The organism is Nonomuraea sp. PA05 (assembly GCF_008086045.1).
In the GTDB taxonomy this organism is placed as follows: Bacteria; Actinomycetota; Actinomycetes; order Streptosporangiales; family Streptosporangiaceae; genus Nonomuraea; species Nonomuraea monospora.
Map to the genome: position 1 here is coordinate 124992 of NZ_VSEY01000037.1, position 20267 is coordinate 145258.

Annotated in this window: 20 protein-coding genes; 9 read left to right on the forward strand and 11 right to left on the reverse strand. The window is 72.5% G+C overall.

Annotated elements, in window-relative coordinates:
- Positions 1-6 precede the first annotated feature (6 nt).
- Complete coding sequence (locus FXF51_RS44150) at positions 7-603, forward strand: TetR/AcrR family transcriptional regulator (protein WP_148440759.1); 597 nt, start codon at positions 7-9, stop codon at positions 601-603.
- A gap of 79 nt (positions 604-682) precedes the next feature.
- On the forward strand, positions 683-1249 hold the full coding sequence (locus tag FXF51_RS44155; protein WP_148440760.1) for an NADPH-dependent F420 reductase: 567 nt from the start codon (positions 683-685) through the stop codon (positions 1247-1249).
- A 26-nt stretch (positions 1250-1275) separates the two neighbouring features.
- Here FXF51_RS44155 and FXF51_RS44160 read toward each other — a convergent pair whose 3' ends face one another.
- The 6 genes from FXF51_RS44160 to FXF51_RS44185 form a co-directional block, all read right to left on the reverse strand.
- Positions 1276-2679 carry an LCP family protein gene (locus FXF51_RS44160; protein ID WP_148440761.1) on the reverse strand — a complete coding sequence of 468 codons (1404 nt, stop codon included), beginning with the start codon at positions 2677-2679 and terminating at the stop codon, positions 1276-1278.
- Positions 2680-2805: 126 nt separating this feature from the next.
- Positions 2806-3069 carry a DUF6510 family protein gene (locus FXF51_RS44165; protein ID WP_148440762.1) on the reverse strand — a complete coding sequence of 88 codons (264 nt, stop codon included), beginning with the start codon at positions 3067-3069 and terminating at the stop codon, positions 2806-2808.
- Position 3070: 1 nt separating this feature from the next.
- A complete protein-coding gene (locus FXF51_RS44170; protein ID WP_148440763.1) occupies positions 3071-3796 on the reverse strand; it encodes a ferredoxin reductase in 726 nt (241 codons plus the stop codon).
- Between the two features lies 1 nt (position 3797).
- On the reverse strand, positions 3798-4397 hold the full coding sequence (locus FXF51_RS44175) for a sulfite oxidase-like oxidoreductase (protein ID WP_148440764.1): 600 nt from the start codon (positions 4395-4397) through the stop codon (positions 3798-3800).
- A 122-nt stretch (positions 4398-4519) separates the two neighbouring features.
- On the reverse strand, positions 4520-5182 hold the full coding sequence (locus FXF51_RS44180; protein ID WP_148440765.1) for a response regulator: 663 nt from the start codon (positions 5180-5182) through the stop codon (positions 4520-4522).
- A complete protein-coding gene (locus tag FXF51_RS44185; protein WP_148440766.1) occupies positions 5179-6324 on the reverse strand; it encodes a sensor histidine kinase in 1146 nt (381 codons plus the stop codon). Before FXF51_RS44185 ends, FXF51_RS44180 begins: the two co-directional genes overlap by 4 nt.
- A 195-nt stretch (positions 6325-6519) precedes the next feature.
- Between FXF51_RS44185 and FXF51_RS44190 the strand changes: the two genes are divergently transcribed.
- The gene (locus tag FXF51_RS44190; protein WP_148440767.1) at positions 6520-6918 is read left to right on the forward strand and encodes a hypothetical protein; all 399 of its coding nucleotides are present in this window, start codon (positions 6520-6522) and stop codon (positions 6916-6918) included.
- A 55-nt stretch (positions 6919-6973) separates the two neighbouring features.
- Positions 6974-8434 carry a multicopper oxidase family protein gene (locus FXF51_RS44195; protein WP_148440768.1) on the forward strand — a complete coding sequence of 487 codons (1461 nt, stop codon included), beginning with the start codon at positions 6974-6976 and terminating at the stop codon, positions 8432-8434.
- Positions 8435-8442: 8 nt separating this feature from the next.
- On the opposite strand, the gene FXF51_RS44200 is transcribed toward FXF51_RS44195, so the two are convergent.
- Positions 8443-8916: an MSMEG_6728 family protein gene (locus tag FXF51_RS44200; protein ID WP_148440769.1), complete on the reverse strand. Its 474-nt coding sequence runs from the start codon at positions 8914-8916 to the stop codon at positions 8443-8445.
- A gap of 75 nt (positions 8917-8991) precedes the next feature.
- Between FXF51_RS44200 and FXF51_RS44205 the strand changes: the two genes are divergently transcribed.
- On the forward strand, positions 8992-11277 hold the full coding sequence (locus tag FXF51_RS44205; RefSeq protein ID WP_148440770.1) for a xanthine dehydrogenase family protein molybdopterin-binding subunit: 2286 nt from the start codon (positions 8992-8994) through the stop codon (positions 11275-11277).
- A gap of 4 nt (positions 11278-11281) precedes the next feature.
- Here FXF51_RS44205 and FXF51_RS44210 read toward each other — a convergent pair whose 3' ends face one another.
- On the reverse strand, positions 11282-11587 hold the full coding sequence (locus tag FXF51_RS44210; protein WP_148440771.1) for a DUF2795 domain-containing protein: 306 nt from the start codon (positions 11585-11587) through the stop codon (positions 11282-11284).
- A gap of 184 nt (positions 11588-11771) precedes the next feature.
- Between FXF51_RS44210 and FXF51_RS61285 the strand changes: the two genes are divergently transcribed.
- The gene (locus FXF51_RS61285; protein ID WP_187414912.1) at positions 11772-12239 is read left to right on the forward strand and encodes an ATP-binding protein; all 468 of its coding nucleotides are present in this window, start codon (positions 11772-11774) and stop codon (positions 12237-12239) included.
- A gap of 68 nt (positions 12240-12307) precedes the next feature.
- Entirely contained in the window at positions 12308-13720 is a 1413-nt protein-coding gene (locus FXF51_RS44220; protein ID WP_148440773.1) for a WGR domain-containing protein, read from the forward strand.
- Between the two features lie 5 nt (positions 13721-13725).
- Here FXF51_RS44220 and FXF51_RS44225 read toward each other — a convergent pair whose 3' ends face one another.
- Positions 13726-15096: a DHA2 family efflux MFS transporter permease subunit gene (locus FXF51_RS44225; protein WP_148440774.1), complete on the reverse strand. Its 1371-nt coding sequence runs from the start codon at positions 15094-15096 to the stop codon at positions 13726-13728.
- 82 nt (positions 15097-15178) lie between these two features.
- On the opposite strand from FXF51_RS44225, the gene FXF51_RS44230 reads away from it, so the two are divergent.
- Together FXF51_RS44230 and FXF51_RS44235 are read left to right on the forward strand one after the other, a co-directional pair.
- Positions 15179-16159: an Lrp/AsnC family transcriptional regulator gene (locus FXF51_RS44230; protein WP_148440775.1), complete on the forward strand. Its 981-nt coding sequence runs from the start codon at positions 15179-15181 to the stop codon at positions 16157-16159.
- Between the two features lie 116 nt (positions 16160-16275).
- Complete coding sequence (locus tag FXF51_RS44235) at positions 16276-18456, forward strand: polysaccharide lyase 8 family protein (protein WP_148440776.1); 2181 nt, start codon at positions 16276-16278, stop codon at positions 18454-18456.
- 3 nt (positions 18457-18459) lie between these two features.
- Here FXF51_RS44235 and FXF51_RS44240 read toward each other — a convergent pair whose 3' ends face one another.
- Complete coding sequence (locus tag FXF51_RS44240) at positions 18460-19221, reverse strand: ATP-binding cassette domain-containing protein (protein WP_148440777.1); 762 nt, start codon at positions 19219-19221, stop codon at positions 18460-18462.
- Positions 19218-20186 (reverse strand): ABC transporter permease, encoded by a 969-nt coding sequence (locus FXF51_RS44245; protein WP_148440778.1) that lies wholly within the window; start codon positions 20184-20186, stop codon positions 19218-19220. The genes FXF51_RS44240 and FXF51_RS44245 overlap by 4 nt, the downstream gene beginning before the upstream one ends.
- Between the last annotated feature and the right edge of the window lie 81 nt (positions 20187-20267).

The following is a 20267-nucleotide window of genomic DNA, read 5'->3' on the forward strand; positions in this document are numbered from 1 at the left end:
AGACCCGTGGCACGAACGAACGCCGGTGGATACCGCGAACGCCTGCTGGCAGGAGCGGTGAGCTGCCTTCAGGAGAAGGGGTACGCGCACACGACCGCGCGCGACCTGGTCGCCGCCTCCGGCACCAACCTGGCCTCCATCGGTTACCACTTCGGCGGCAAGGACGCCCTGCTCAACGAGGCCATCGCGGCGGTGTTCGACCAGTGGACAGAACGGGTCGAGCGCGCGCTGTTCGGCGCCGACCCCGGCTCCCCCCGCGAGATGCTGCAACGGGCCATGGCGGAGCTGGTGGACGTCTTCGACGAGCTGCGGCCGGTGATCGTCCTGTGCGTCGAGGGGTATCCGGCGGCGCTGCGCGCGCCCGTCCTGCGGGAGAAGCTGGCCGACGCGTACGCCAGGACACGGGTGGCGGGCGCCGACATGCTGCGGCGGGCGAGCCGGGAGCTGGGGGTGGAGCTGCCGCTGGAGCCCGAGGTGCTGGTCTCGGTGGTGGTGGCCATCACCGACGGGCTCATGCTGCAGTGGCTGCTCGACCCCGACGCCACGCCCGACGCGCGCCAGGTCGTCGACGCCATCGCGGCCCTCGGCGCCCTCATCGCCTGATCAACTGGCAAAGGTAGGCGAACACAGGCATGTCGTCGGCGGGTGTGGGCACATCCCCGGATGACGAGGAGATCAAGACATGCGCGTAGGAATCGTGGGTTCCGGAAGGCTGGGCACGCCGCTCGGCCGACTGCTCGCGGTGGCGGGCCATGACGTGTTCTTCAGCGACGCCGACCCCGACCGCGCGGCAGCCGCCGCCCGGGCCGCCGACGGGCAGGCCCAGGGCGGGAAGCCAGGGGAGGCGGCGCGGTTCGGCGAGGTCGTGATCATGGCGGTCGGCTGGGAGGCGTTCCCGGCGGTGGTGGCGGAGCTGGACGGCACGCTCACCGGCAAGATCGTCGTGGATCCGAGCAACCCGATCGGCGAGCGCGACGGCGCGGCCGTCGTGGTGGCCGTGCCCGGCGGGCTCACCAGCCCCCAGTACCAGCAGCACGTCCTGGGCGACGGCGTGCGGCTGGTGCGCACGTTCAACACGAAGTACCCCAACGAGCTGCTGGAGCTCGGCATCGCGGGGCAGCGCGGCGGGGCGCGCGCCGACATGCCCTACTGGGGCGATGACGACGAGGCCAAGAAGGCCGTGGTGCCGCTCATCGAGGACGCCGGGTTCACGGCCATCGACGGAGGCGGGCTGTCGGAGGCGCTGTGATCAGGCGCTGTGATCAGGCGCTGTGATCAGGTCGCGCAGGAGTCGTGGGTGGCGTCGAAGCCCTTCATGGCCTCCGTGTCGTCCGTGCGCAGCGGCTTGAGGCCCTTCCAGTCGTTCCCCAGCACCAGGATCAGCCGGTTCGTCCTGGCGGCGGGCAGGGAGCGGGTGGCGGAGCCCTGGAGGTCGTTGGAGAGCGTCGGCACCCGCGTCTCGCCGTTCGGCCCGTAGACGATCGTGGTCTTCGCCTGCGGCTTGGTCGCCGTGTCGCCGATCTTGGCGATGTGGTAGCCGCGCTGTTCGAGGAAGGCCGCGACCTCCGTGGCCAGGCCGCTGCGCCAGGTGCCGTTGCGCAGCTCGACCTGGATCTTCGAACGGCCCACCTTGGCCTGGCCGCCCTTGACGCCGTCCACGCTCTGGTCCTTGGCCACGATCTGGAACAGCCGCTTGGACTGGTCGGGCACCCACTCCACCCGGCCGGGCTGGGTGAGCGAGTAGTGCCACGGCGTGGTGATGAAGCGGATCTTGCTGATGTCCAGGCCCTGGAGGCTGACCGCGAGATCCTTCATGACGCCGGTCGTCAGGCCCTGGTCGGTGGTGATCGCCTGGGTGGCGGCGTCGAGCGTGCCGAGGAGCTTGGCCGGGTCGGTGAGCGTCTCGCCGCTCATCACCTTCTTCACCATCGAGGCGATGAACATCTGCTGCCGCTGGATGCGCCCGATGTCGGACCCGTCGCCCAGGCTGTAGCGGGCCCGCACGTAGCCGAGCGCCTGCTCGCCGGTGAGCGTCTGCCGCCCGGCGGGCAGGTGCAGCAGGGCCTTCTTGTCGTTGATCGCCTCGGGCAGGCAGACCTCGACGCCGCCGACGGCGTTCACGATGCCCTTGAAGCCCGTGAAGTCCACCTTCACGAAGTGGTCGATGTGGATGCCGGTGAGCGACTCGATCGTCTTCCAGGTGCAGGCGATGCCGCCGGAGTTGAACGACTCGTTGATCATGCCGACGTGCGCCTGCTGGCCGGGCAGCCCCTTGGTGGCGCGGCAGGCGGGAAGCTGGACGACCGAGTCGCGCGGGAAGCTGATCACCATCGCGTTGTCCCGCTTGGACGACAGGTGCGCCAGCATGATCGTGTCGGTGCGCTCGCCCGCGACCTTGCCGTACTTGGCGTTCTTGCCGTTGCGCTGGTCGGAGCCGACGATCAGGACGTTCATCGCGGTGCCCGCCACCTTGGGCGGCCTGGTCGCGCCGAGGTCCTCGGCGGTGACGTCCTCGTGCTCGATGTTGCCGGTCAGGCGCGCGTACACGCCGACGGCCACCCCGGTGACGAGGAGAACGACGGTCACCGCGACCGCGATCACCCAGCGCAGCCAGCGGCGTCGCCGCCGCGGCGGCGTGCCAGGCTCGGAGGGCGGCGCGTCGACAAGCCCGCTGCTCACGTGACTCCCACAGGACGGGGCCGCGGGCAGCCGCCCATGGCCAAGAGCCTCGCCGTACAGATCTCGGCCGTTGATCGAGCCTGAGTGTACTCAGTCAGACTGGGAGTCGCGCCCAGAGGCGGTACATCAGTCGGGCAGGTCGACCCGCAGCGACACCGTGCCGCGCAGGTCGAGCCAGGCCGTGCCGGGGCCGCGCACCAGGCGCAGCACCACCTCCTCGCAGCCCGGGCAGCGGGCGACCAGGCCGGGGTCGGGGCCGTACACGCGCAGCGAGGCGACGGGCCCGGCCAGCCCGCAGCTCGCGCAGCGGCCGGTCGCGGAGGTCACGTCCACGGCGAAGATCTCGCCCAGCGGGCCCGCCAGCGCGTTGCCGTCCAGGTGTTCGGTCATGTCAGCCTCCGGTCGGACCGAAACGTTCGGTTCTGATGCGTTCTGGCGCGTGGCCGAGCGCGAGCAGCAGGTCGGCCGCCGTCTCCACGAATCCGGTCGGTCCGCAGACGAAGCAGTCGGGCTCGAACGAGGCCGGCCAGCCGCCCTCGGCCAGGTCGTCCAGCATGATGCGGCGCGCGGGCCTGGACAGGCCCTCGGGCACCGACCTGGTGTAGAGGTAGGAGACGTCCAGCCCCGGGTCCGGGCGGCGCAGCTCCTCGGCGTAGTAGCGGCGATCGGGGTCGCGCAGGGAGTACAGCAGGCGGAACGGCACGCGGCTGCCCGCCTGCCTGCGCGCCCTGACCATGGACATCAACGGCACGATGCCCGAGCCGCCGCCCACCAGCAGCACCGGCGCCTCGCTCTCAGGCCGCCACACGAACCACCCGCCCACCGGGCCGCGGATCTCGACCTGGTCGCCGACCCGCATCTCCTCCGTCAGGTACGGCGACACCTCGCCGTCCGGCACCGTCTCCACGGTCAGCTCGATCAGGTCGCCGTCGGCGGGCCCGGCCACCGAGTAGCTGCGCTGCGCCGTGTAACCGTCCTCGGCCGTCAGCCGCACGTCCACGTGCTGGCCCGCCAGGTGCCCCGGCCAGCCCGGCACCCGGAACCGCAGCGTGCGCGCGGTCGCGGTCTCGGCGGAGCCGTGCACCAGCTCGGCCGGCCGCCACGTCGCGCGGCGCACCCTAGTCGCCCTCGTAGCGCTGCTCGCGCCACGGGTCGCCGTAGTTGTGGTATCCGGCGGTCTCCCAGAAGCCCGGCCAGTCCTCGTTCAGCAGCCTGATGCCGCGCACCCACTTGGCCGACTTCCAGAAGTACAGGTGCGGCACGATCAGCCGGGCCGGCCCGCCGTGGTACGGCGCCAGCTCCTCGCCGTCGAAGCGGTGCACGATCCACGCCTTGCCGTCGAGGAGGTCCTCCAGGGGCAGGTTCGTGGTGTAGCCGCCGTAGGAGTAGATCAGCGCGTACTCGGCGGTGGTCTCCACGTCCTCGAAGAACACGTCGAGCGACACGCCCTCCCACGTGGTGTCCAGCTTCGACCACTTGGTGACGCAGTGGATGTCGACCGTGGGAGTCTCGGCGGGCAGCGCCATGAACTCCTCCCACGACCAGCGGTGCGTCTGCTCCGCCTCGGTGTCGATGGCGAACTCCCACCGGTCGAGCGGGACCCGCGGCGTCGGGCCCGCCGACAGCACGGGGAAGTCGTCCACCAGGTACTGGCCGGGCGGCACCCGGTCGCCGTCGTCCCTGCGCTTTCCCCGGAAACCGCGCGAAATGATGCTCATGTACCCCTCCCGAGCCCATTCCACCACGGGCCACTTCCCCACCCGTCAACGACCCGCCCGCCCTGCTCACCGCCCGCCCGCTTACCGCCCGTCAACGGCCTGCACGCCCGCTCTCGCGCCCGTCAGTGACTCGCACGCGGCACGACCAGGCCCGACTCGTAGGCGAGCACCACGAGCTGGGCGCGGTCGCGGGCGCGCAGCTTGGTCATCGCCCTGCTGACGTGCGTCTTGGCCGTCATCGGGCTGATCACCATGTGCGCGGCGATCTCGTCGTTGGACAGGCCGCGGGCCACCAGGGCGGTCACCTCGCGCTCCCGGTTGGTGAGCACCTCCAGGCCCGCGGGCTCGGGCTCGGGGCGGCGGGCCACGAACTCGCCGATCAGGCGGCGGGTGATCGCGGGGGACAGCAGCGCGTCGCCCCTGGCCGCCACCCTGACGCCCTGCAGCAGGTCCTCCGGCTCGGTGTCCTTGACCAGGAAGCCGCCCGCGCCCGCCCTGAGCGCGTCGAAGACGTACTCGTCGAGGCCGTAGTTGGTGAGGATCACCACGTGGACGCCGCTCAGCCGGGAGTCCTCCGCGATGCGGCGGGTGGCTTCGATGCCGTCCATCACCGGCATCTGTACGTCCATCAGGGCCACGTCGGGCAGGTGCTCCAGGGCCAGCGCGACGGCCTGCTCGCCGTTCGCGGCCTCGGCCACCACCTCGATGTCGTCCTCGGCCTCCAGGAGGGCGCGGAAGCCGCCGCGGATGAGCGCCTGGTCGTCCACCAGCAGGACGCGGATCACTGTGAGTCTCCTGCCGCATGGTCGTACGGGAGTTCGGCGCGTACCGTGAAGCCGCCCTCCGCGCGGGGTTCCGCGAGCAGCCGGCCGCCGAGGGCGGTGACGCGTTCGCGCATGCCGCGCAGGCCCACGCCGGGCACGGGCGGGGCGTCCGCGGTGGCCTTGCCGTCGTCGTCCACCCGCACGACCAGTCCCTGGCCGCCGTAGTCCACGCGCACGGAGGCGACGGCGCCGCCCGCGTGCCGGGAGACGTTCGTCAGCGCCTCCTGCACGATCCGGTACGCGGCCCGGTCCACCTCGGCGGGCGGCTTCCCGCGCGCTCCGGAGACCGTCACCGTGGTGGCCAGCCCGGCCGAGCGGGCCCGCGCCACCAGGTCGTCAAGCCTGTCGAGCCCGTTCGCGCCGCCGTCGCCCTGGTCGTCGCGCAGCACCTCCAGCGTCGTCCGCAGCTCGCGCATCGCCTCCCCGCCGGCCTCCTGGATGGCGAGCAGCGCCGCGGGCACGTCCTCACCGCGCTTGCGTGCCAGGTGCACCGCCACCCCCGCCTGCACCTTGATCACCGAGATGCTGTGGGTGAGCGAGTCGTGCAGCTCCCTGGCGATGCGCAGCCGCTCCTCCCCGGCCCGGCGACGGGCGACCTCCTCGCGGGTCCGCTCGGCCTCGGCGGCCCGCTGCTCGGCCTGCTCCACGTACGCCTGCCTATGCTTGCTCACCGTCCCCGCCACCCCGGCCGCCAGGAACCACCCGAGCAGCAGCGTCGTGTTCTGGAGGACCAGTTGCTCAGGCATGGAGCCGGCCAGCCCGGACGCCAGGTTCGCACCCAGGAACGCGAGCGCGGCCAGCGCGGGGAACAGGCGATGGCCGGCCCTGGCCGCACCGTACATCGACACGAGCACGGGGAAGGCGGCGGGCGGCCCCGGCTGGACGTGCGCCGCGTACACGAGCATGCAGGGCGTGCTGATCGCCAGCGGCAGCAGGGGCGCCCGGCGCCAGGCCACCAGCGAGGCCGAGGCGACGAGGACCGCGACCAGGTCGAAAGCTCCTGCGCCGGGTGTGGCGAGCACGGTGAGCGAGAGCAGGGCGGCCACCACGGCGGCGAGGGCGCCGTCCATGGCGAGGGCCCGCGATCCGCGCATGAAGCTCATTCCCGCACATTAGAGCCCCATCCCGGCGGTGGTCGTCGGCGCTGGGGCGGACGTCGGTACTACTCCCGGCGTAGTAGGGCCGCCGCTCCTGCATCCGGTGTCGTAGCGGCAGTATTCGCCCGCCGCACGACGACCGGAGGCGGGTGCGCGGACCACGATGGCGGCCATGGAGAGAACCTGTCCCAGGAGCCGATCATGACCGCTACCTCCACCACGGCCGCCCGTCCGGCGGCCTGGCCCATTCAGACGCTCAAGGCCGTGGCCGTGCTGCACGTGGTCGCGCTGCTGGTCCAGGCGATCACGGCGGGCATGCTGCTGTCGTCGCCCGGCGGCCGGGCGCTGCACGGCGCGTCGGCCATGGCGCTGGCCGTCATCGGGTTGCTGCACCTGGTCGCGGCGATCCTGGTCTGGCGGCCGGGTGGCGGGTCCGCGCGGTTCATCGGGCCGGCCGCGGGGCTGCTGCTGTTCACGATCGTGGCGGCGGTGCTCGGCGTCGCGCACGTGAAGACCGTGCACCTGCCGCTCGGGGTGCTGCTGTTCGGCGGCGGCGTGGCCCAGCTCATCCGCGTCATGGCGCGGCCGGGACGGGCATGAGCCCGACCAGGCGCGGCGTGCCGGGCGCGAGTCCGGCGCAGCGCGGCGTGCCGACATGAGCCCGACCAGGCGCGACGTGCTGCGGTTGCTAGGTCTCGGGGCGGTCGCCGCCGCCGGGGCGCAGGGGTGCTCGCTGCTGGCCGGCACCCCGCAGCCGCAGCTCCTGGCCAGTTCGGCCCCGCTGCCCGGGCCGTACGCGGTGCCGCTACCGATCCCCGAGGTGGCCAGGCCGGTCCGCAGCGCCGGCGAGGTGGACTTCTACGAGCTGACCGAGCGGGCCGCGGAGGCGGAGCTGCTGCCCGGCCTGCGCACCACCGTCTGGGGGTACGGCGGCACGTTCCCCGGCCCCACGATCAGGGCGCGCAGCGGGCGGCGCACCGTCGTCAAGCTGACCAACCAGCTCGGCGAGCCGACCGTCCTGCACCTGCATGGCGGGCACACCCCGCCGGAGTCGGACGGCTACCCGACGGACCTGGTGGCGCCCGGCGCGTCACGCGAGTACGTCTTCCCGCTGGAGCAGCGGGCCGCCACGCTCTGGTACCACGACCACCGCATGGACTACACGGGGCCGCAGGTCTGGCGCGGGCTGGCCGGGATGTTCCTGGTCGGGGACGCGGAGGAGGAGGCGCTGCCGCTGCCGTCGGGCGAGCGGGACCTGCCGCTGCTGATCTGCGACCGGTCGTTCGCGGCCGACGGCACCCTGCTGTACCCGGCGCTGGAGGGGCGGCCGGGGGTGCGGGAGGCGTACATGGGCGGGGTGCTCGGGGACGTGATCCTGGTCAACGGGGCGCCGTGGCCGGAACTGCGGGTGGCCAGGGCGCGGTACCGGCTGCGGCTGTGCAACGCGTCGAACGCGCGGGCGTACGAGCTGTCCACCGGGGGCGCGATGGTGCAGATCGGCAGCGACGGTGGGCTGCTGGCCGCGCCCAGGACGGTGCGGCAGATCAGGCTGGCGCCGGGAGAGCGGGCCGACGTGGTCGTGGACTTCTCGGCGTACCGGGTGGGGCAGCACGTGGAGCTGCGGAACCTGGCGGGGGAGGGGGCGCAGGCGCGGGTGATGCGCTTCGCGGTCGACCGGGACGAGACGGACGACTCCGCGGTGCCGGCGCGGTTGTCCATCGTGGAGGCGCTCGATCCCGCCAGGGCGACGGTGACGCGGGACTTCGAGTTCAGCAGCGGGAGCATGCACGGGGGCACGGGGTGGCTGATCAACGGCCGGCCGTTCGACGCCGCCCGGATGGAGGCCAGGCCGAAGCTGGGCGACATCGAGATCTGGCGGCTGACCAGCGACGTGGCGCATCCGGTGCATCTGCATCTGGACCAGTTCCAGGTGTTGTCGGTCAACGGCGAGCGGCGGCAGGGGGCGCCGGAGTGGAAGGACACCGTGGAGCTGCGCGACGCCCAGACCGTCGAGATCGTCACCCGGTTCACCGACTACCGGGGACGCTACGTGCTGCACTGTCACAATCTGGAGCACGAGGACATGGCCATGATGGCCGCGTTCGAGGTCGTCTGACCCGGCTCTCAGGCGGGCAGGCGGTCGGACCTGGGCCAGACGTAGTCGAGGTCGTCCGGCTCCTCGTCCCCGAAGACGGGCCGGTAGAAGCCCGGGTCCTTGCGCAGCAGGGCCGAGCGGTGGCTGAGGTGCAGGCGCTCGTCGCCGAGCCACGGCGGCAGCTCGCCGGCCGCCGCCAGCTCGTCCTGCACCCGGATGTCGGGCGTGCCGCGGAGCTGGGTCAGCTCGGTCGTCATCGTGCCGGCGCAGGTGTCGGCCCGCCCCAGGGAGCACCAGTGGCGGCACATCTCCAGCCCGTATCGGACGAGCGCCTCCTCGTACCCGGTCCACATCTTGACGACCGGGTGGTGCCGCCAGCCGTAGTTGGGGACGGTGAGGGCGCGCAGGACCTGGAGGGTCTCGACGCGCTGCTTGCCCAGGCGCAGCGGGTCGAGGACCCCCGCTGTCGCCACGAAGTCGGGATATGGCAGGAACGTTTGCATCTGTACCCCCGCTGACGTGCTCCTTCTCGCCGGATCGTATAGACCGCCCGGCAAGCGAAGCTCACAATCGGGGCCATGGGAGATCCTTATGTCGGCGCACGGACGCCGCGCAGGGAAGACGCCAGGCTGCTGACCGGCAAGGGCAGGTACGTGGGCAACGTCCGCCTGCCCGGCACACTGCACGCCCACGTCGTCCGCAGCCCCATCGCCCACGGCCGGTTGCTCGGCTGTGACGCCAAGGCCGTCTGGGCCGTCGAAGGGGTGGTCGACGTCATCACCCCGGCCGACGCCGCCGGCCTCCGCCTGCCCTGCGTGAACGTGCTGCCGGGCCAGCGCCTCACCTCCTACCGGGTCCTGGACGACGTCATCAGGTACGCCGGCCAGCCGCTCGCCCTCATCGTCGCCCGCACGCCGGAGGCCGCCAGGGACGCCGCCGACCTCCTCGACCTGGACCTGGACGAGCTGCCCGCCACGGTCGGCGCCGAACGGGCGCTGGAGGCGGGGCCGCTCTACCCGGAGCTGGGCACCAACGTGATCACGGACTTCACGGTGGGCGACGAGGACTGCCTGGCCGCCGTCGAGGGGGCCGAGCACGTGGTCGAGATGGTGTTCAGGATGGGCAGGGTCTCGCCGTACCCGCTGGAGACGCGCGGCGTGGTGGCCGCGTACGCCGACGACGAGCTGACCGTGCACATCTCCTCGCAGGCGCCGCACAACGTGCGCGAACACCTGGCGGACGCGTTCGGGCTGCCCCACGACCGGGTACGCGTGATCAGCCGCGACACCGGCGGCGGGTTCGGCGCCAAGGAGCACGTCTACCCCGACGAGGCCCTCGTCTGCTGGGCCGCGATGCGCGCGGGCCGCCCTGTCACCTGGACGGAGGCGCCTGGCGACCGGCTGTTCGCCACCCTGTCGGCGCGGCAGGCGGTGCACCGGGCGCGGCTGGCGCTGGACGGCGACGGGCGGTTCGTGGCCATGTACGTGGACGTCCTCGGCGACCTGGGCGCGCACCCGGGCAACACCGGCGGCTCCACGTTCGCGGTGACGGCCACGCTGCTGCCGGGGCCGTACCGGTTCGACCGGTTCGGGGTGCGGGTGCGCGGCGTCGTGACCACGACCGCGCCGTTCGGCTCCTACCGCGGCTTCGGCCAGCCGGAGGCGGCGCTGACCAGGGAGCGGCTGATCGACGAGGCGGCGCGCCGGCTCGGGATCGACCGGATCGAGCTGCGGCTGCGCAACATGCTGGGGCCGGAGGAGCTGCCGTTCACGACGGCCGCGGGCCAGACGTACGACTCGGGCGACTACCCGCGCGCCCTGCGCACGCTGTGCGACCTCGTCCAGCCTCCCGATCGTCCGGACGACGGGCGCAGGCGCGGTGTGGGGTACTCCTGCCACGTCGAGACCACCGGCCTGGGCCCGTCGATGGACCTCAAGGCCATGGGAGCGGAGTCGGGCGGCTACGAGACGGTCGTGCTGCGGATGGAGCAGGACGGCGGCGTGGTGGTGTCGGCGGGGGTGGTCTCGATCGGGCAGGGCATCGAGACGGCGCTGGCCCAGCTCGCGGCGGACCGGATCGGGGTGCCGATCGAGCGGGTGCGGGTGGTGCTGGGTGACACGGCGACGACGCCGTACTCGTCGATCGGGTCGATCGCGAGCCGCTCGCTGCCGGTCGGCGGCGGGGCGCTCACCAGGGCCGCGGCCAAGCTGCGCGACAAGCTGCTGGCCATCGCCGCGCACCGGCTGGAGGCGGCGCCGGAGGACCTGGAGCTGGCCGACGGCGCGGTGCGGGTGAAGGGCGACCCGCGGAGCGCGGTGCCGCTGCGGGAGCTGGCGACGTCGGCGTGGCGCGGCTGGGACCTGCCCGAGGGGGTCGCGCCGGGCCTGGAGGAGCGCGACAGCTACGACCCGGCCGGATACACCTTCTCGTACGGGGCGCACGCGGCGGCCGTGGCCGTCGATCCGGAGACGGGAGGGGTCGAGCTGGAGGGCTACTGGGTGGTCAACGACGCCGGGGTGCTGGTCAACCCGGCCGTCGTGGAGGGGCAGATCATGGGCGGCGTGGCGCAGGGCATCGGCCAGGCGCTGACGGAGGAGATCGTCTTCACCGACGACGGTCAGCCGATCGTCGAGTACCTGCCGCCGACCACCAGGGAGGTGCCGGACATCCAGGTCGTGATGTTGCAGACGCCTTCGCCGGTCACGCCCGGCGGCATGAAGGGCGTGGGTGAGTCGGGCACGATCGGGCCGCCGGCCGCGATCGCCAACGCGGTGGCCGCCGCCCTGCCGGAGATCGCGGACCGGGTCACGGACGTGCCCCTCACCCCGGCCGCCGTGTGGGCCCTGCTGCAGGCGACCGAGTAGTACGTCACTCCTCGTCGATCGGTTTGGGGCGGGACGGCCGCATGCTCTCGGCCAGTCCCGCCTTCCTGCCCTGTCTGCGGTGCTGCTGCATGCGCTCGTCCTCGGTGCGGCCGGGCGCGGGATCGACGGGCACCGACCTGAGCACCTCGGCCATGCTGGCGTACTCGCCGAGCGGCAGCGACCGCAGGGCGCGCTCGGCGTCCTCGCCGGCGCCGTGCGTGCGGGCGTGCGCGACGATGCTCTCCTTGTCGGCCGGGAAGTCGAGACTGTTGAGCGCCTCACGCACCGGGCGGGTGTCATGCAGTTTCATGCAGCCCCACTACCCGAGTTACGGACACTGGCCTAAAAGAATTGGTGATATTTCACCGAAAATTCGACCCAAACAGCGCTCTCGTACGTACACGTTTCGACTGCGTTGTACGTCAACCCATAGGCAGGTCCTCTTGTTAAGCGAAAGGCGCATCCGCTGCCCCTCAGTACAGGAAAGAGACGCCATGACCAGGCTGCGATCGACTCGCCGGAGCCGGAAGCAGGTTGCGTGGCCGCTGCGCGAGGACGCGCGCACGGTGGGTCAAGTCCGTGCCCTCGTGCGTACTGAATTGTCAGAACTCTCCCTTTCCTCCGATCTCGTTGACGACGCCGTGCTCATGGTGAGCGAATTGATCACCAATGCGTTCATGTACGGCGCCGGCCCTTACGAACTCGTTCTCCACGTGGACGAGAGAGACATCATGTTCGTGGTCCTCGACAGCAGCCCCATCCTGCCCTCCCCGGCGCCGCACGACCTCGGCGCCGAGCACGGGCGCGGGCTGCGCATCGTGGCCAGGCTCTCCGACGGCTTCTACGGCTGTCACCCCCAGCGTTACGTCACGCAGCCCGACCTGGTCGGCAAGGCCACCTGGTTCGCGCTGCCGCGCGCCCGCACGACGAGCAACGTGGTGCCGATAAGGGCAGGCGTCTGACTTTTGTCGCCGCTGTCCTCTACGCTCCCCAGCAATTGATCACGGCCCAATTCTGGAGAAGCGCGGACATGACCTATCTGGAGCTGTCTGAGGACGGCGGCGGAGCGCACAAGTTCTACGAGGTGATCGTGGCGGGCACCGACGTCACGATCACGTACGGCCGCATCGGCGAGTCCGGACAGGCCAAGGTCACCTCGTTCCCCACGGAGGCCAAGGCCCAGGCCGCGGCGGCCAAGAAGCTCGCCGAGAAGACCCGCAAGGGCTACGCCCCCGCCGTGCGCGGCGTGCGCCAGCGCCGGGCCGTCACCCGCAGGGCCATCACCAGCACCCGCTCGACCGCCCAGCAGGCGCCCGTGCTGTGGCGCTTCGCCAGCGGGGCCTCCGCGTTCGGCATCTTCGTGGACGGCGAGCGCTGCTGGGTCGGCAACCAGCGCGGCGACGTCTACACCGTCAGCCACTCCGGCACCGTGACCGGCCGCTTCCGGCTGCCCGACGGCGTGAAGTGCATCGTGGCCGACGACTTCTGGATCTACGCGGGCTGCGACGACGGCCGCGTGTACGACCTGAGCGGCAAGGTCCCCAGGTCCGCCTACGAGATCGCCGCCGACGTGGACATCTACTGGCTCGACATCCACGACGGCGTCCTCGGCGTCTCCGACCGGGCCGGCCGGGTCACCGCGATCGACTACGAGGACGAGTTCCAGTGGGCGCGCAACGGCGGCGGCGACTCGGCCTGGATGGTCAGGTGCGACGCCGACTCCGTCTACTTCGGCCACTCGCGCGGCGTCGCCCGCTACGACGTCTCCGACGGCACCCCGATCTGGGAGACCAAGGTCGCCGACCAGGTGCTGTTCGGCTGGCAGGAGGAGCACTCGGTCTACGCCGGCACCGGCCGCCGCACCGTGCACCGCCTGGCCAAGGGCGACGGCCGGGTGGAGGCCGTCTACCAGTGCGACGGCGCCGTCTACTCCTGCGCCACCTCACCTGGCGGCCGGCACGTCTTCGCCGGTGACAACCACTCCTCGGTCTACTGCTTCGACGCCTCCGGCGAGCGGCTGTGGAAACTCGCCACCGGCTGCGGCTCCGCCTTCTCCATGCAGTACCTGGACGAGCGGCTCTACATCGTCACCACCGACGGCACCCTGGCCTGCATCGACGCCAGCGAGGCCGCCATCGCCGCGGCCCGCACCGGTAGCGTGCCGCAGCCGGTGGACGTCAAGGCGGCGGCGACGCTGGAGGCCGTCGAGCCGTCGATCGTGCTGGAGACCGCGAGTGACGCGGGCGACGGCGTGGTGGTGGAGTGCGTCAGCGAGGGCGAGCGGCTGCGGGTGCGCGTGGTCACCCCCGGCTACGAGACGTGGAACGTGCAGTTCCCCAAGGAGATCCGCGAGGCGGGCGCCCGCTACCTGGTGGACGGGGTGCGGTCGGCCGGGCGCGGCGGGTTCTACCGGGCGTACGGGGAGATCAGGCGACTCGTCTGACGGGCTCAGCCGCGGCGCGTCCCCCTGACGGCCACCAGCACCAGCAGGGCAGCCACGACGCCGGTGACCGCGCTGGCCAGGTAGACGTCGTTGAGCGCGGCGTACCCTCCGCCGTCCCGGTAGAGGAGGCCGAGCAGGGCGACGCCGAGCGCGTACCCGAGCTGCCTGACCGTGTTGACCGTGCCCGCCGCCATGCCGGCGCGCCGCGGCGGCGCGTACGTCATGGCGGCCGAGCTGAGCGACGGGACGGCCAGCCCCACGCCCAGGCCGGTGACGGTCAGGCCGGGCGCCAGCGCGGCCCAGCCTGAGTGCTCGCCGAGCATGCCCTGCAGCAGCGCGCCCGCGCCGATCAGCAGCAGCCCGCCGCCCAGGGCGAAGCGCGGCGACAGGCCGGGGAACAGCCGGGAGACGACCACCGAGGACACCAGCGACGTGGCCGCCATCGGCGACAGCGCCAGCCCCGCCATCACCGGGCCGAGCCGCAGGTCCTGCTGCAGCCAGAGTGAGGTGAAGGCCAGGCAGGCGAACGCGGCCGGCATCAGCAGCCCGGCCCCCGCCATGATCCCGCTGAACGACCGCCCGGCGAACAGCCGCAGGTCCAGCATGGGATGCGCGTTGCGCGACTCGGTCACGAGGAAGGCGGCGAAGGCCGCCGCGGCCACGGCCAGCGGCACCAGCGTACGGGCCGCCGCCCAGCCGTGCTCGCCCGCCTCGATCAGCCCGTACGTCAGCGCCCCCGCCGCCAGCGTGAACGTGGCCATGCCCGCCCAGTCGAGCCGGGCCCCGCCGGGCAGCCGCGACTCCTCGACGCCCCGCAGCGTCAGCCAGGCGGCGGCCAGGCTGATCGGCAGGTTCACCAGGAAGATGGCCCGCCAGTGCAGGTGCTCGGTGAGCAGCCCGCCGAGCACGGGCGCGACGGCCGCGGCGGCCCCGTTCACGCCGCCCCACACGCCGAACGCCAGGCCGCGCTGCCTGCCGTGGTAGGTGGCGCTGATGAGGGCGAGGGTGGTGGCCATCATGGCCGCGGCGGCGACGCCCTGCACCACGCGGGCGGCCAGCAGCAGCCCGGCGCTCGGCGCCAGCCCGCAGGCGAGCGAGGCGAGCGCGAACAGAGCCAGCGCCCTCAGGTAGACCTTGCGGCGTCCGGTGTGGTCGGCGTAGGAGCCGGCGGCCAGCAGCAGCGCGGCCAGGGCCAGCGCGTAGCCGTCGAGCAGCCACTGCGCGTCGGTGAAGGACATGCCCAGGTCGGCCGTGATGCCGGGCAGCGCGACCATGACGATGGTCACGTCCACGAGGAGCATGAAGGCGCCCAGGCAGGCGGCCACCAAGGGGGCCCAGGAGACGGTGGCCGTCTCCGGTGCTTGTGTTCTGGTCATGGCGACCACGGTGCGGTCGGTGTGGGGGCAATCGCCACTCCGAGCCGCCCTTCTGGTGGTTTTCCGTGTCGGCTAGCTTGTGATGGTGGAAATCATCGAGCTGGACGAGGTGGACCGCGGGCTGCTGCACGCGTTGCAGGTGGACGGCAGGGCCTCCTTCAGCCGCGTCGGCGAGGTGCTCGGCGTGTCGGACCAGCGGGTGGCGCGCCGCTACCGGCGGCTGCGCTCCACCGGCCTGCTGCGGGTGGTCGGCGTCGTGGACGGGCGGCGCCTCGGCTACGAGTCGTGGGCCATCAGGCTGCGCTGCACGCCCGATGCGGCGGTGGCGATCGCCGAGGCGCTCGGGCGGCGGCCGGACACGTTCTGGGTGCACCTGCTGTCCGGCGGCACGGAGATCTCCGCGGGCACGCTGCAGCGCACGGCCCGCGAACGCGAGTCGCTGCTGCTCAGCAAGCTCGCCAGGACCAACCGCGTGCTCTCGGTCACCGCGCACAGGACGCTGCACACGTTCGTGGGCGGGCGGGTCGGCTGGCAGGGGCTGGCCGTGCTCTCCCCGGAGCAGGTCGCCCACCTGGCGGACGGCCGCGTCTACCGCAGGCGCGAGGACGAGCAGATCACACTCGGCCCCGGCGACCAGGCGCTGCTGGACGAGCTGTCCCGCGACGGCCGCGCCGGCTACGCCGACCTGGCGGCGGCCACGGGCTGGTCGGAGTCGACCGTCAGGCGGCGGATGGAGCAGCTCTGCTCGGCGGGCGCGCTCTTCTTCGACATGGACGTGCTGCCCGCGCTGCTGGGCTACCAGGTCGAGGCGCAGTTGTGGATGTCGGTGCCGCCCGCCGAGCTCGACGCGACCGGCAGGGCGCTGGCCGGTCACCACGAGGTGGCGTTCGCGGGCGCGACGACCGGGCCGGCCAACCTGACGGCCAGCATCGTCTGCCGCGACGACGAGGCGCTCTACCGCTACCTGAACGACAGCCTGGGCGCGCTGCCCGCGATCCGGCACATCGAGACTGCGCCGATCATCAGGACCGTCAAGCGGGCGGGGGCCGTGCTGCCCCTCTGACGGGTAGGGCAGGGCCCTACCGCCGGTTCGGCGGAGCGCAGGGTGGGAGGCCTTCCGGTCGCTGCCCGAGGTGCTCGACTGGTTCACCGCGCTGCGCCGGGCGTGATAATCGAGGCGTGCGGTTGCCCTCCAGACGATTACTGTTCCGGCTCGGCGGCGTGGCCGCGGCCGGCACGCTGGGGGCGCTGGCGCCGGCGCGGGCGGCGCACACGCCCGACGACACGTTCGTCCTGCTGCGCCGCCGCTGGCGGGAGGTGACGGCGGGCCCGGGGCACGACTCCGAGCGCTACCGGGCCCGGCTGGCCGCACTGGGCCGGGCCGCCGCCCGCCACCGCGCGACGATGGCGCCGAAGCCCGGCTCGCTCTGGCCCGACCAGGCGTTCCCCTCGTTCGTGGCCACGCCGAGACGGCTGCGGATGATGGCGCAGGCGTACGCGCTCGGCCTGGCCGGCGCGGACCTCGCAGGCGCCGTCGCCGACGGCGTGGAGCACTACCTCCGGCACGTGTACCCGGCGGGCGGAGCAGCCACCGGCAACTGGTGGCACTGGCAGATCGGCGTGCCGAAGGCGCTGATGGACGCCTCCCTGCTGGTCGGGACGTGGAGCCCGGCGCTGGCGGAGGCCGTCGACCACTACGTCCCGCCGAGCCGCCTGCGCCGCTACTCCGGCAACAGCACCGCCGCGAACCGGGTGGACCTGTGCGTGGTGACGCTGCTGCGGGCCATGCTCGACGACGACCACGCCAGGGCGGCGCTGGCGGTGTCGGCGCTGTCGCCGGTGTTCGCGACGGTCTCGGAAGGGGACGGGTTCTACCGGGACGGGTCGTTCATCCAGCACTCGTGGGTGCCGTACCAGGGCGCGTACGGGGTGACGCTGCTGTCGGGCCTGGCCACGCTCTACGCGGTGCTGCGCGGCTCGCCGTGGGAACTCGCCGACCGGCGGATCTTCGACACGGTCGAGCGCTCGTTCGCGCCGTTCGTGCACGACGGCGCCTGCATGGACCTGGTACGCGGGCGCAGCGTCGGCAGGCGGCCGTTCGGCGACCACGAGCGAGGGCGGGAGATCGCCGCCGCCGTGCTGCTGCTCGGCGAGAGCGCCACGGACGGGCAGCGGGCGGGCTGGCAGGCCATGGTCAAGGGGTGGGCGGCGCGCGGCACGTCCCAGCCGATGCTGGAGCACGCCGCCGAGCCCGCCTTCCACGCCCGCCTGGCGACGGTCGTGGCCGACGGCGCGATCCCGGCGGCGGCCGAGCCGGCCGGGCACCGGCTGCTGCCGATGAGCGCCAGGGCCGTGCACCGGCGGCCCGGCTGGTGCGCGGCGCTCAGCATGGCCTCGCACCGCGTCGGCCACTACGAGCACGGCAACGGCGAGAACCTGCGCGGCTGGCACACCGGCTCGGGGATGCTCTACTGGTGGGCCGAGGGGCACGGCGACCAGTACTCCGACTCCTTCTGGCCGACCGTGGACCCGTACCGGCTGCCCGGCACCACCGTGTCCACGCTGCGGCTGCCCGACGGGGCCGGTGCGGGGTGGGGTGACACGCGTACGCCGTGGCGGTGGGTCGGCGGGGCGAGCGACGGCACGTACGCGGCCGTGGGGCAGCACCTGAGCGGCCTGGAGAGCACGATGGAGGCGTTCAAGTCGTGGTTCTTCCTCGACGACGCGGTCGTCTGCCTGGGGGCGGGGATCACCGGGGCTGACGGGGTGGCGGTCGAGACGATCGTGGACAACCGCAGGACCTCCGGGCGGCTCACGGTGGGGCAGGGGTGGGCGCATCTCGACGGGCACGGGGGTTACCTGGTGCCCGGCCAGGAACTGCGGACGCTGCGGGAGCGCCGAAACGGCCGCGATTACGTGACGCTCTGGCTGGACCACGGCATCGATCCGCCCGCGGCCTCGTACGTCTATCTGCTTCTGCCGGGTGCGGGGGAGGAGGAGACGCGGGCCCGCGCCCGATCAGCGGGCCTGGTGCGGGTGCCGGCCAACACGGCCCGCCTCCAGGCGGTGCACGTGCCGGGCCTCGGGCTCACGGCCGCCTGCTTCTGGAACGCCGGGACGATCGGCGGCCTCACCGCCTCCGCCCCCTGCGCCGTCCTCACGCGCGAGCGCCCGGACGGCACCACGGCCGTGACCGTCGCCGACCCCCGCTGCGACCTGGAAGAGCTGACCCTGACCTGGGCCAGGCCGGTGACGGCGCTGCTCGGCGGCGACGCCCTCCTGACCGGCGGCGGGCTCAGGTTCGAGCGGCTGTCCGGCCGGGAGGGCGCCTCGGCGACGGTCACCGTGCGGCTCGGCTGAGCCTCAGCCAGGGTCGCCGCTGATCCGCGCCCGCCGGTACTCCTCGACCACCAGGTCCGTCAGCTCGGTCAGCGAGGTCTCCGCCGTCGGCCTGTCGAACGTGATGGTCCCGTGTTGCAGCAGGTTGACCCGGTCGCACACCTCCAGGATCTGCGCGTAGTTGTGCGCGATGATCACGATGGACATCTCGCCGCGCGCCTTCAGGTCGCTGACGAGGTCGAGGATCATGGCGCCCTCCTTGGCGCCCATCGCGGCCAGCGGCTCGTCGAGCAGCAGGATGCGCGAGCGTGAGTAGACCGAGCGGGCCACGGCGATGGCCTGCCGCTGCCCGCCGGAAAGCTTGGCCACCTCGACGTCCACCGACGGGATGCGCACGCCCATGGCCTGGAGGTGTTCGGTGGCCAGCTTGCGCATCCGCCGGTTGTTGAGCAGCCGGGCGAAGCCGATGTGCTCGCGGCCCAGGAACATGTTGTGGTAGACGCTGAGCTCGTTGATCAGCGCCAGGTCCTGGTAGACGATGTCGATGCCGAGCTCGCGGGCCTGCCGCACGGACCTGAGCGTCACCTCGGCGCCGTCCAGCAGGATGCGGCCCGCGTCCGGCTGGTGGAACCCGCACAGCAGCTTGACCAGCGTGGACTTGCCCGCGCCGTTGTCGCCGATGAGCCCGAGCACCTCGCCGCGCCGCAGGGTCAGGCTGACGTCCCGCAGCGCCGTGACCGCGCCGTAGCGCTTGACCAGCGATTCCGTACGCAGTACCTCGGTCATGTCCGCCCGGCCCTTCGCAGCCTGGTGAGGGTGACGTTCGCGATCATGGAGAGCAGGATCGCGCTCCCCAGGATGAGGAAGTAGGGGTTGGCGGAGATGCCGATGAGGTTCATCCCGTTCTGCAGGATGGCCAGGACGAGCGCGCCGAGGGCGCCGCCGACGATCGTGCCCGAGCCGCCGGCGAGCGCGGTGCCGCCGATCACGGCGGCGGACACGGCGGTGAACATGAGCCCGGTGCCGCCGCCGATGTTCGGGTCGATGGTGTGGATCCGGAACGCCTCCATCACCCCGGCGAACGCCCCCAGAGTCCCACCGATCATGAAATTTCCGATTTTGATGCGGCTGGTGCGAACCCCCGCCTCTGAAGCACCCAGCGGGTTGCCGCCGGCGGCGATCGTGTGCAACCCCCACCTCGTCCGCGTCAGCACCACGTGCAGCACGGTCACGATGCCCAGCGCCCACCACAGGTGCGCCCACGGCGCGGCCCCCAGCCACGAGCCGATGGCTCCGTCCACAGCCTGTGGAATCTCGGCCGGGTACGCGTGCGACGTCGTCAGCACGATCCCCGTCACCACGTAGAACGTGCCCAGCGTGGTCACGAACGACGGCACCCGCAGCACCACGGTCACGAACCCGTTCCCGAGCCCGATGACCGTCCCGGTCAGCAGCGCCAGCAGGATCGCCGGCACGGCCGGGACGCCCCAGAAGTCGATCGCGTAGTGCATCATGAACGGCGCCAGCGCCGCCACCACCCCGACCGACAGGTCGATCTCCCCGCTGACCAGCAGCAGCACCGTCCCGCACGCCACGATCGCGGTGGGCGCGGCGGCCTGGGTGATGTTGACCAGGTTGTCGCGGGTCAGGAACACCTCGGTCACCGACGTGAAGTACAGCCCGAGGGCGACCGCGACCATCAGCACTCCGGCCTCGCGGTGCCGGAGGAACTGCTCGCGCAGGCTACGCATGGGGGATGGGGCCGGAGCGGTTCACGAGCTTCTGCGCCGTGTCCGAGCCCTCGAAGCGGGTCTTCGTCGTCTGGTACGGGC

Coding starts and splice junctions, on each gene's coding strand:
- FXF51_RS44175 (WP_148440764.1), bottom strand. CDS start 4,397: ATGAGCATCATTTCGCGCGGTTTCCGGGGAAAGCGCAGGGACGACGGC.
- FXF51_RS44190 (WP_148440767.1), top strand. CDS start 6,520: ATGACCGCTACCTCCACCACGGCCGCCCGTCCGGCGGCCTGGCCCATT.
- FXF51_RS44165 (WP_148440762.1), bottom strand. CDS start 3,069: ATGACCGAACACCTGGACGGCAACGCGCTGGCGGGCCCGCTGGGCGAG.
- FXF51_RS44230 (WP_148440775.1), top strand. CDS start 15,179: ATGGTGGAAATCATCGAGCTGGACGAGGTGGACCGCGGGCTGCTGCAC.
- FXF51_RS61285 (WP_187414912.1), top strand. CDS start 11,772: ATGACCAGGCTGCGATCGACTCGCCGGAGCCGGAAGCAGGTTGCGTGG.
- FXF51_RS44220 (WP_148440773.1), top strand. CDS start 12,308: ATGACCTATCTGGAGCTGTCTGAGGACGGCGGCGGAGCGCACAAGTTC.
- FXF51_RS44155 (WP_148440760.1), top strand. CDS start 683: ATGCGCGTAGGAATCGTGGGTTCCGGAAGGCTGGGCACGCCGCTCGGC.
- FXF51_RS44200 (WP_148440769.1), bottom strand. CDS start 8,916: ATGCAAACGTTCCTGCCATATCCCGACTTCGTGGCGACAGCGGGGGTC.
- FXF51_RS44240 (WP_148440777.1), bottom strand. CDS start 19,221: ATGACCGAGGTACTGCGTACGGAATCGCTGGTCAAGCGCTACGGCGCG.
- FXF51_RS44205 (WP_148440770.1), top strand. CDS start 8,992: ATGGGAGATCCTTATGTCGGCGCACGGACGCCGCGCAGGGAAGACGCC.
- FXF51_RS44195 (WP_148440768.1), top strand. CDS start 6,974: ATGAGCCCGACCAGGCGCGACGTGCTGCGGTTGCTAGGTCTCGGGGCG.
- FXF51_RS44210 (WP_148440771.1), bottom strand. CDS start 11,587: ATGAAACTGCATGACACCCGCCCGGTGCGTGAGGCGCTCAACAGTCTC.
- FXF51_RS44245 (WP_148440778.1), bottom strand. CDS start 20,186: ATGCGTAGCCTGCGCGAGCAGTTCCTCCGGCACCGCGAGGCCGGAGTG.
- FXF51_RS44185 (WP_148440766.1), bottom strand. CDS start 6,324: ATGAGCTTCATGCGCGGATCGCGGGCCCTCGCCATGGACGGCGCCCTC.
- FXF51_RS44225 (WP_148440774.1), bottom strand. CDS start 15,096: ATGACCAGAACACAAGCACCGGAGACGGCCACCGTCTCCTGGGCCCCC.